Below are 8,871 nucleotides of genomic sequence, written 5' to 3' on the forward strand. Positions count from 1 at the left end.
GGTGGTCGAACCCGGAACGGCAGTGGCCGCACTTGGCAAAGGCAGTGGCCGGCCCCGGAAAGCAGCCGCCGGACTCGGAAAGGCAGCGGCCGGACGCCGTAATCGCCGGCGGCTGCGTGGGCCGGGTCGTCTCGGTGATGAGGGCTCAGTTCGGATGCGCTTCGCAGTGCTGGGGCAGGCGCTCGTAGTCGCGTGCTTTGCGGCGGGCGTTCCTGCGCCGGCCGGTCGTGTCCAAGGGGCGCTCCGGTCAAAGCGCGGCGTCCGCGGTCCGCTTCTCGGGCGGGATCGCGACGGTGCACCAGGTGTACCGGCTCCCCTCGTTGACTTCCCATCTGGCGGCGAGGACGGCAGTGGGAGGAGTCCGCGACCGCTCTCGGCGTTGTCACCAGGTTCCTGGGCCTGAGGAGGCCGACGGGTCTCTTCGCTCATATCGGGCTGCGGTGAACCACCGTCGGGAAGGGTCTCGCCGGCGGAGGCAGCGGTGGGGGCGGCGACGGCCCAGATGGCGGTGGCCGGACCGTATGCGCCACTGGCCTGAGGTTTCCATGCCAGATCCCCGGCCCGGGTGAGCGTCCTCGGTGTCGTCGTTGCCGGCATGGGTGCCGTCCGCGTGATCTGCGGCCGGCTCGGCCTCACCCTCCACATCGGCGAGCTCATGCCCGCCCACGCCGCGTGCGAGCTGCCCGGCGGCCTTTTCCTCATGCCCGGCACCGGGGACTTCGCTGCCGTGCCGCGGACATCAGTCGGCGACCGCCGGCCGCAGGCGTTCCCGATGTGCCTGCGCCATGGTCATCAGCCCGGCGAGGGCGTCCCGGGTGAGTACGAGGTCGGCGATGCGCTCGGACAGCCGGTCGCGCTCCTGCGCCATCCGCTCCAGCGCGGCGTCGGAGTTCTCCTCGCTGGGGGAATCGACGCACGGCAGCAGTTCGGCGATGGTGCGGCTGGACAGTCCTGCGGCCAGCAGCCGCTGGATGAACACGACCCGCTCGACCTCGTGATCCGTGTAGTGCCGCTGCCCGCTGGCACTGCGGGTGCTGGTGAGCAGCCCCTGCTCCTCGTAGTAGCGCAGGGACCGGACGCTGACTCCGGCCCGTGATGCCAGCTCCCCGATGCGCACGCAGTCCCCTCCCTCTGTGCTGTGAGCTGAGGCACAACCCCTTGCCCCTGACATCAGTGTCAGGTCCTAGCGTAGCCGCCGCGCCCGGTTGTCCGGCGCCGATCACGAAGGAGCCATGACATGACGACCTTGTTCACCGCGTACCGGCTGGGGGGCCTGACGCTGCCCAACCGGGTGGTGATGGCCCCGATGACACGGGTCCGTGCCGCAGCCGGCGGTCTGGCGACGCCGTCGATGGCGGCCTACTACGCCCAGCGGGCCACGGCTGGACTGATCGTGAGCGAGGGGGTGCAGCCGAACGTGGTCGGGCAGTCCAACCCCGGCACGCCAGGACTGCACACCGACGAGCAGGTCTCCTCGTGGCGCCCGGTCACTGATGCGGTGCACGCCAACGGCGGACGGATCTTCGCCCAGATCATGCACGGCGGACGGGTTTCGCACCCCGACACCACCGGTATGCAGCCGGTCGGTCCCTCGGCAGTCGCGGCCGAAGGGTGGAAGGTGTTCACCCCGACCGGGCTCCAGCCGGCGCCGATCCCGCGCGCTCTGGACACCGCCGAGGTGTCCGAGCACGCCGAGGCGTACGCCCAGGCCGCCCGCCGCGCCATCGACGCCGGCTTCGACGGCGTGGAGCTGCACGGCGCCAACGGCTATCTCATCTCGCAGTTCCTCTCGTCCAACGCCAACCTGCGCACCGACCGCTATGGAGGCTCGGTGAGCAACCGGATCCGCTTCGCCGTCGAGGCGGTGTCCGCAACCGCCGAGGCCGTCGGTGCGGCCAGGACCGGAATCCGCCTGTCCCCAGGCGTGACCTTCTGGGGAGTCGAGGAGACCGACGTCCCCGAGCTCTACAAGACGCTGCTGACCGAACTGTCCCGCCTCGGACTGGCCTACATCCACCTCGAAGCGACCGCCGAGGAGGAGGTGCTGGCCGGCCTGCGCCGCGCATGGCAGGGCACCCTGATCATGAACCCTGTGCTCCCGATGGGACCGAAGCACACCGGCCGGGACGAGGCCGACCACTGGCTCGGCCTGGGGGCCGAGCTCATCAGCTTCGGCCGCGCCTTCATCTCCAACCCCGACCTGATCGAGAGGCTGCGCACCGGGGTGCCGCTCGCTCCCGTCGACGAGGCCACGTACTACCAGGGCGGTGACGCGGGGTACCTGACCTACCCGGCATACCAGTACACGGCCTGACACCGCCCCTCTCGGTGTCCGGCCCCCGACGCATCCGGCGCCTGACGGCGTATCCACAGGTCACCACGCCTTTTGGGCGTGGTCGGGGAGGCCGGCATCCCCCTCGGCACCACCAACGCGCCCCTGCCCGAGAAGAATGAGGGGAAGGGAGGGCGGGCGTGCAGTGGCGGAGCGTCGGGGGGATCGGGCGGCCCTCAAGGGTGTTGCCGCGTCGGCGGGGCCTCCGCGGGTGTCCTGGTCAAGACGGTGCGCCGGCCGCCGGACACCGAGGGCTTCGTCGTCCTCCCGGGCCGCTGGGTGGTGGGGCGGTCCTGGTCGTGGATCATGAGGGCCCGCCGTGACTGCCGCGACCACGGACGCCTGCCCGAGATGAGCGAAGCACTGGTCACCTGGGCCGCGATCACGCTCGTGACCCGACGGCTCACCCGCCGCACGATCCGTCCCGCCGAACGCCGCGGCATCGCCCACGGCTGCGTGATGCCAGAAGCCGCCTGGCGGCGCCACTCAGCCTGCCAGGTTCCGCAGCCCACGGCCCTCGTGCTGGTCAAGTGCCTCTTGGGACGGAGCGCAGGACCAGACGGAGGCCGTGCTCACGTCCCCGGATTCCCGGTACGGGTGATCACGGTCCGGGCACTGTTCCATTGGGGCACCACGTGTCGCAGGCGTCTCCAGTGATTGTCGCCGCGATGTCGCCGAAGAGGGAGATCAAGAAGCCGGGCGAGACGGGGAGGACGGCGACGGGGCTGAAGGCGGCCCTCTGACTGGGGCTCAGGGATTGGCTGGAGTACAGCTGGTCGGCAGCGGCGGCCGGTGTCGCTGCGGTGACGGTCGCCGCAGCAGCAAGGCCGAGGCAAGCGGGGCAGACGGTGGCGGAACGCAGGCGCGGACGCAGAGGCACAACTCCTTGCACATGACTCCCGCGACCGGTTGCCGGGAGGACGCTCGTCGATTCGGCGGGCCCGCACGGCGGCGTACCCCCGCTGAGCCGTATAAGTGGCCGGAAGGGGGCGGACAAGAGGCACCACCGGGGCGCGCGGCGACGGCAGCACGCCCCCGTCCCGGATTGGCCAGCGGCATCGGCATCGGCTTCCCTGCCGGAGCGATGCCCTGGTACGCATGCGAACGCTGCCGCCGGCACATCAACGCGGACCGGTGGGCCGGCCGGGCCCGCGAGTGCGGATGCCACGAAGGCCAACGGGTCCGACGTCTGAGGAGCCTCCGCGTCGCACGGCTGCCCGGCCCCGGCTACGCCTGGCCGCTGGTCCCGCACAGGCTGCCCACCGTGCGCAAACACGCCCGAGAGTACCGGGCCTTCACCGACCACGTCCGCGAGCGCCTGGAACGGGCCGCCCTGCTCGTTGGGACCGACGCACCTGTACGTGCGCTGCGGCCGGGCGGTGACGGCGAATGGCTGGTCGAGAACGTCGCCGAGGGCACCATGACGCCGTTCGGCCAGCGCCTGAACCGGGCCGTCCACCGCACCCTGCTCCCGGGGAGCGAGGCGCCGGTCATGGAGTGGGCGTTGGCCTGCTTTGCTCTGGCATCCGGACGGCTGCGTCACCTGGGAAGGCACCGTCGAGAGTCATCGGTGGCTGTTATGCCCCATGCGTTCGTACGCCTCCAGATTGAGGCGGGTGATCTCAGAGAGCGGTTCGGGGAGCTTGTCCAGGGCGAACCACCCGATGGCGTCGCATTTGTCGGGCTCGCGGATGGTGGGAGAACCGGACAGGTGGTGGGCGAGATACGTGCCCGATACCCAGTGCTGGCTCTCCTGGGGAAGGATGTGGTCGAACATGCCGAGGAAGCCCGTCACTTCGATGCGGATCCCGTACTCCTCGAAGAACTCGCGGCACACCGCGTCCTGGAGCAGCTCGCCGAACGTGACGGATCCGCCGGGGAACTCCCACGATCCGGCCTCGTTCCTGGCTCCGTGGCCGCGCTGTGCCATGAAGACTCGTCCTGCGTCGTCGAAGACCAGGGCGCCGACTCCGACGCCGATGAAGTCACGCCCGGCGACGGCGACCGTCTCATCCATCGGTTGCGCTCCTCTCATCGTGAACAGCCGGATCACTGGGATCACCTGATCATCGGAAGCATAAACACCACGGCGTACGTCCACATGAAGAGGGTCGACACCACGATGAACGCCATGATGTAGGTCTCGTACCAGCGAAAGAAGTTACCCGGGCGTGGTTGCTTCCGGAATCCCGGATGGACGGCGCGATCGGTCAGCTCGCATTCCTCGCTGCGGTAGTCGAGCCAGTTCAGTATGCCGATGAAGATCAGGATTTCAGTGAAGACCGCTACGACCGTTTCGAGTAATAAAAGGCCTATCACTCCCGCACGTGCCACGGCCGGCGCCATGCCCCACTGCCGGTAGCTGACGAACAGGGCCACTGCCGCACCGACCGCGGTGGTGGCGAGTGCCTGGTAGATGGCGAGGAACTTGTAGACGTTCTCATTGACGGCGTGGATCTGCTGGAGGATGTACTTGTAGCGTTCCAGGGAGAAGTCCTGGGCGGCCTTGTGGAGCCGTTCCTCGCGCGGTGTCAGTACTTCGGCACTGCCGCTGGCGGCAGTCGAAGAATCGGGCTCGGCGGTCGCGGGTCGTGTCGCGTCCGGATCTGTCATTTCTCTCCAAAGGCTGTGAACGACAGGCCAGTTGAGGCTGCCCGCAGGCCCTGCCACGGAAGCATGTTCGCAGGCGCACGCCACCTGCCGCGCCAGGGCGGCGGAACCGGTACCCGGTCGATCCGTCTGCTGGCCGGCACGGCACCCCGGGTACATCCGTGGCAGGTCGGCGACGCTGCTGGTCCTCGGCCGCGTGAAACGCGTCTGCTGGGGTGTCGTTCAGACGATGAGCATCATGCGACCTGCCGCAGACGTTCACGCCGGAGGGCTGCTGCCTGGCTGCCCAGGTGGCTGGGATAGCTCTGACCGGGGCCCGGATATGTCACGGGCCGCGGGGGAGGAGACGTCCCCGGGGCCGGTGCCGTATGGAGTCGTGCTGTTCAGCGACGGCGTCGTCGCGGCGTCATGCTGGTGGGTCAGCGGTTGTGGTTGCTGTGGTTGTTGCGCCGGTTGCGCCGGTTGCGGTGGGTGCTGATGGTGATGCCGGTGGTGGCGGCGAAGACTCCGGCGAGGGTGGCGTAGGCGCCTGCGTAGAGGGAGGGGATGGTGAGCTGCCAGATGGTGAGGCCGATGGAGGTGAGGCAGCCGGTGGCCATCAGGTAGCCGGTGATCTTGAGGGCCTGGAGCTGGCGGGTGCGGCGGCGGTTGGCGATGACCTTGCGGACGTGCTCGGTGATGGTGTCGTCGTTCATGGCCGGGTGGCTGGTCGTGTGGGGGGTGGCGGGCTCGGGTTCGGCGGGGGCGGGGGCGGGTGTGCGCGGCGGGGGTATGGCCGGCATCCGCACGGTCGTCCTGGTGGTGGGCCTCGCCCTGCCGGTGGAGCTCGGGGTCGTCTTGGACGTCTTCTTCGCCGCGGCGGTCTTCTTCGCGGGGGCACTGGCCGTCTTGGCGGTGGGTTTCGGCGTGCGGGTGAACTCCGCTGTGGTCGTGTTCTTGGCGGTGGAGCCGGCGGCGGTCTTCTTCGCGGGGGTCTTCTTGGGTGGGGTGGGGCTGGCGGCCATGATGGTCTGCTTTCCGGGTCAAGGGTGCGGGTGCGGGCCGGTACGGTGCGCTCAGGCTGTGCGGACGGGGTGTTATCTGTTCGTCAGGTCCGGTTCGTGGCGGGCAGTTGTGTGCAACCCTTGACGGGTGGTTGCCGTGCCCGCTTTTGGGGTGCGGTGCTGGGTGCCGCCGCTCCGGGTTGTCCAGGCCGTGGGAGCGGTGGCACGCTTATGGGGTCAGTTGCACAGCGCGGCTACGGTGGTATCGGTGCCGGGTTCGGGCGGGCTCACTGTGCAGGGAGTACTGGTTGATCTCCCGTATCGCGCGCGCGAGCTTCACCGGGTCGTTCAGATCCGCATCCAGCTCGGGAAAGCGGTGGCCAGATGGTCGAGCTTCCCAGCCGACGGCCCAATGCGCTATGCCTGCCTTATCCACCTAAGGAGGCACTCTGGTGACGACGGCTGGGAACCAGAACGCATCGGGTACGCCCACGCAGATGACCCGTTTCGACCACATCTACAGGCAGCCGGACCCACGGTCGTACTTCGGTACTTTGGGGGCGCTGGGGTATCAGACACCCCGTCACGCCCAGAGTGTCTTCCGCCGCCTCCTGCCCCTTGCCGGCTTTCCCGAAGTCCCCAAGCGCCCGGCCGACCAGGATGGCGGGCCACAGGCCACGGTCTTGGACATCTGCTGCTCGTACGGCATCAACGCGGCCTTGCTCAACCACCATGTGACGCTGGAGGAGTTGTACGACCGCTACACCTCACCGCAGGTAGCCCGCCTGACGACCGCCGAACTGATCGAGTCGGACCGCAGGTACTACGCGGCGCGCCGCCGTCCGGACGCCGTACCCGTCATCGGCCTTGACATCGCCGCGCCGGCCATCGCTTACGGGCGCGCAGCCGGTCTGCTCGAAGCGGGGTTCGCCGAGAACCTGGAAGCCGCCCCACCCAGCCCGGCGCTGTACCGCGCCACCCGCGACACCCGCCTGATCACCGTGACGGGCGGGGCGAGCTTCCTGTCCGCCCGCACCTTCCGTCCGTTGCTGGAAGACAGACGGGAGCCACCGTGGGTGGCCACCTTCGTGCTGCGTACCGGCTCCTACCAGAACATCGCCGACGGCCTGGCCTTGTTGGGCCTGACCACGGAGAAGGACACGTCCCGCACCTACCCGCAGAGGCGCTTCACCGGCATCGACGAACAGCAGTACGCCATCGCCGCAGTGTCCGCGGCTGGCGACGACCCCCGCGGCAAGGAGACCGACGGCCACTTCCACACGGCCCTCCACCTCACACGGCCCGCCACGCACGCAGTTGCTCGTCCGCTGCACGTCCTGCTGCGAGATCGCTGAGCCCGCCGGCGCCACGGCTCACTGGAGGCGGCAACCGTCTACAGCGCCGCGTCGCACACGTTCGCAGACCGTAGCCGGCCTCCTCCATCAGCCACGGTGGTACCGCGGCCTTGCCCGTTGTTGCCGGTCGGGGGCTGTTCCGCTGCTAAGGGCGTGGGACTCGAACTCACGGTAGGGGTCGCCGCACGACAGTTTCTCGGGCTGCCTTCGTCGGTATCCGGCCTCGGCTCACTGAGCCAGGTGTCGCTCCAGCGCGGCGAGGAATGCCTCCGGGTTCTCGAGGTGGCTGGCGTGGTCGCCGGGCAGTTCGAGAACCCGGCTATCGGGCAGCCGTTCGTCGAGGACGGCGACGACCCGCTTGAGCCAGTCGGCGGTCGCGGAGCCGTGGACCAGGAGGACGGGGCACCGGATGCCGGCGAGCTCGGCGACGTCGCGGTGGGGCCGGTCGGCCTGTTCCGAGCTCCAGGACAGGGCCATCCGGTGCGGGACCCAGCGTGGCCAGGCGGGGTGGTCGCGGGCCTGGTCCTTCGACGGCGTGAGTCCGGCGAGTTCGAGGAACTCGGCCAGGTCATCCTCGTTCACGTCCTGTCCGGCCAGCGCATGCAGGAACCGGTTCAATCGGGCGACCTCGGGGTCACACTCGCCGAGGCCGTCCAGGATCCAGTACGCCGCGGGCTCCACGAGCGTCAGTGTCCTCACCCGCTCCGGATGGGCCAGGGCGAACTCGACGAGGGCTCGCCCGCCAGCGGACCAGCCCGCGAAGTCGGCGGTCTCGACCCCGAGGGCGTCCACGGTCATGGACAGCGAGTCACGCTCGATCGCCGCGGTGTACCCGGCGTCCCCGCGCTCGCCGGCCGAGCCGAGCTCGTTGTGGATCGGCTGCACCCTGACGGTTCTGCGTCTCGCCGACAGGGCGTCCGCGAGCGGCGTCCACGACACCCATCCGGTGAGCCCGCCGGGCACCAGGACGACCGGCGGGCCCTCACCCTTCACCTCGTTGACCAGGACCCTCGGTTTCATCGTCCGCCTCTGACGGGTTGACAGCAGGTCCCATCAACGTAACCGCGATCCCGGCTTCGTGCAGAGGACGTCGCTGCGAAAAGGGGACCGGGAGGGCAGCTTCGAGCCGCAGATCGTCAGGAAGTGCCAGCGTCGCCTGACCGGAGCGGACGAGACGGTCCTCTCCCTGTCCCGCCTTTGCCCCGTCATTGGTGTAGATCGCGGCGGCGACGGGGAAGCCGTTGACCTTGAGCCAGGGCGAGCATGTCTTGTTCTTCGGCCCGTAGTACGTCCGCGCCCTTGCCTGCGCGGGTGCCCGAGCCAAACGCCCCGGCCTGTTCGGTGTTCATGCCGGCTCGGGGCACGTCCGGCTTCGGGTTCAGAGGAAGTTGGTGTCGACGTCCAGGTAGCGCAGTTCGAGCGTCTCTTCTCCCGCGCCGGACTCACCGGCGGTGACGCCCGGACCGCTCCAGCTGACCGGGTGCACCCGCGCGAAGGACATCTTCCTGATGGGTTCGTTCCTCGCGTTGACGAACACCAGGACCAGGTCCCGCTCCACGCCGGCCGCGGCCGGATCCCTGGCTTCCTGGAT

At 69.3% G+C, this 8,871-nt stretch carries 8 protein-coding genes; 2 read left to right on the forward strand and 6 right to left on the reverse strand.

Features of this window, described 5'->3' with window-relative positions:
* Positions 1–739: 739 nt before the first annotated feature.
* A complete protein-coding gene (locus AB0H32_RS44450; protein WP_361134162.1) occupies positions 740–1,117 on the reverse strand; it encodes a MerR family transcriptional regulator in 378 nt (125 codons plus the stop codon).
* 120 nt (positions 1,118–1,237) lie between these two features.
* Here AB0H32_RS44450 and AB0H32_RS44455 point away from each other — a divergent pair, with 120 nt between their 5' ends.
* The gene (locus AB0H32_RS44455) at positions 1,238–2,314 is read left to right on the forward strand and encodes an alkene reductase (RefSeq protein ID WP_361134164.1); all 1,077 of its coding nucleotides are present in this window, start codon (positions 1,238–1,240) and stop codon (positions 2,312–2,314) included.
* A 1,582-nt stretch (positions 2,315–3,896) separates the two neighbouring features.
* On the opposite strand, the gene AB0H32_RS44460 is transcribed toward AB0H32_RS44455, so the two are convergent.
* The 3 genes from AB0H32_RS44460 to AB0H32_RS44470 form a co-directional block, all read right to left on the reverse strand.
* On the reverse strand, positions 3,897–4,349 hold the full coding sequence (locus tag AB0H32_RS44460) for an NUDIX domain-containing protein (protein WP_361134167.1): 453 nt from the start codon (positions 4,347–4,349) through the stop codon (positions 3,897–3,899).
* Between the two features lie 41 nt (positions 4,350–4,390).
* Positions 4,391–4,945, reverse strand: coding sequence for a hypothetical protein (locus AB0H32_RS44465; RefSeq protein ID WP_361134169.1), 555 nt, complete (start codon positions 4,943–4,945; stop codon positions 4,391–4,393).
* Between the two features lie 416 nt (positions 4,946–5,361).
* Positions 5,362–5,946: a hypothetical protein gene (locus AB0H32_RS44470; RefSeq protein ID WP_361134172.1), complete on the reverse strand. Its 585-nt coding sequence runs from the start codon at positions 5,944–5,946 to the stop codon at positions 5,362–5,364.
* Between the two features lie 431 nt (positions 5,947–6,377).
* Between AB0H32_RS44470 and AB0H32_RS44475 the strand changes: the two genes are divergently transcribed.
* Positions 6,378–7,280: a hypothetical protein gene (locus AB0H32_RS44475; protein ID WP_361134175.1), complete on the forward strand. Its 903-nt coding sequence runs from the start codon at positions 6,378–6,380 to the stop codon at positions 7,278–7,280.
* Between the two features lie 228 nt (positions 7,281–7,508).
* On the opposite strand, the gene AB0H32_RS44480 is transcribed toward AB0H32_RS44475, so the two are convergent.
* Positions 7,509–8,300, reverse strand: a complete 792-nt coding sequence (locus tag AB0H32_RS44480; RefSeq protein ID WP_361134178.1) for an alpha/beta hydrolase — start codon at positions 8,298–8,300, stop codon at positions 7,509–7,511.
* 358 nt (positions 8,301–8,658) lie between these two features.
* Positions 8,659–8,871: hypothetical protein (locus AB0H32_RS44485; RefSeq protein WP_361134181.1), on the reverse strand; the 213-nt coding region annotated here is incomplete at its 5' end.

Origin of the sequence: Streptomyces sp. NPDC020362, from assembly GCF_040642095.1 — a bacterium.
GTDB lineage: Bacteria > Actinomycetota > Actinomycetes > Streptomycetales > Streptomycetaceae > Streptomyces.

Bases quoted from the DNA above. Each gene is read 5' to 3' on its own strand.
- AB0H32_RS44455 (WP_361134164.1), top strand. From the start codon at position 1,238: ATGACGACCTTGTTCACCGCGTACCGGCTGGGGGGCCTGACGCTGCCC.
- AB0H32_RS44460 (WP_361134167.1), bottom strand. From the start codon at position 4,349: ATGGATGAGACGGTCGCCGTCGCCGGGCGTGACTTCATCGGCGTCGGA.
- AB0H32_RS44465 (WP_361134169.1), bottom strand. From the start codon at position 4,945: ATGACAGATCCGGACGCGACACGACCCGCGACCGCCGAGCCCGATTCT.
- AB0H32_RS44470 (WP_361134172.1), bottom strand. From the start codon at position 5,946: ATGGCCGCCAGCCCCACCCCACCCAAGAAGACCCCCGCGAAGAAGACC.
- AB0H32_RS44480 (WP_361134178.1), bottom strand. From the start codon at position 8,300: ATGAAACCGAGGGTCCTGGTCAACGAGGTGAAGGGTGAGGGCCCGCCG.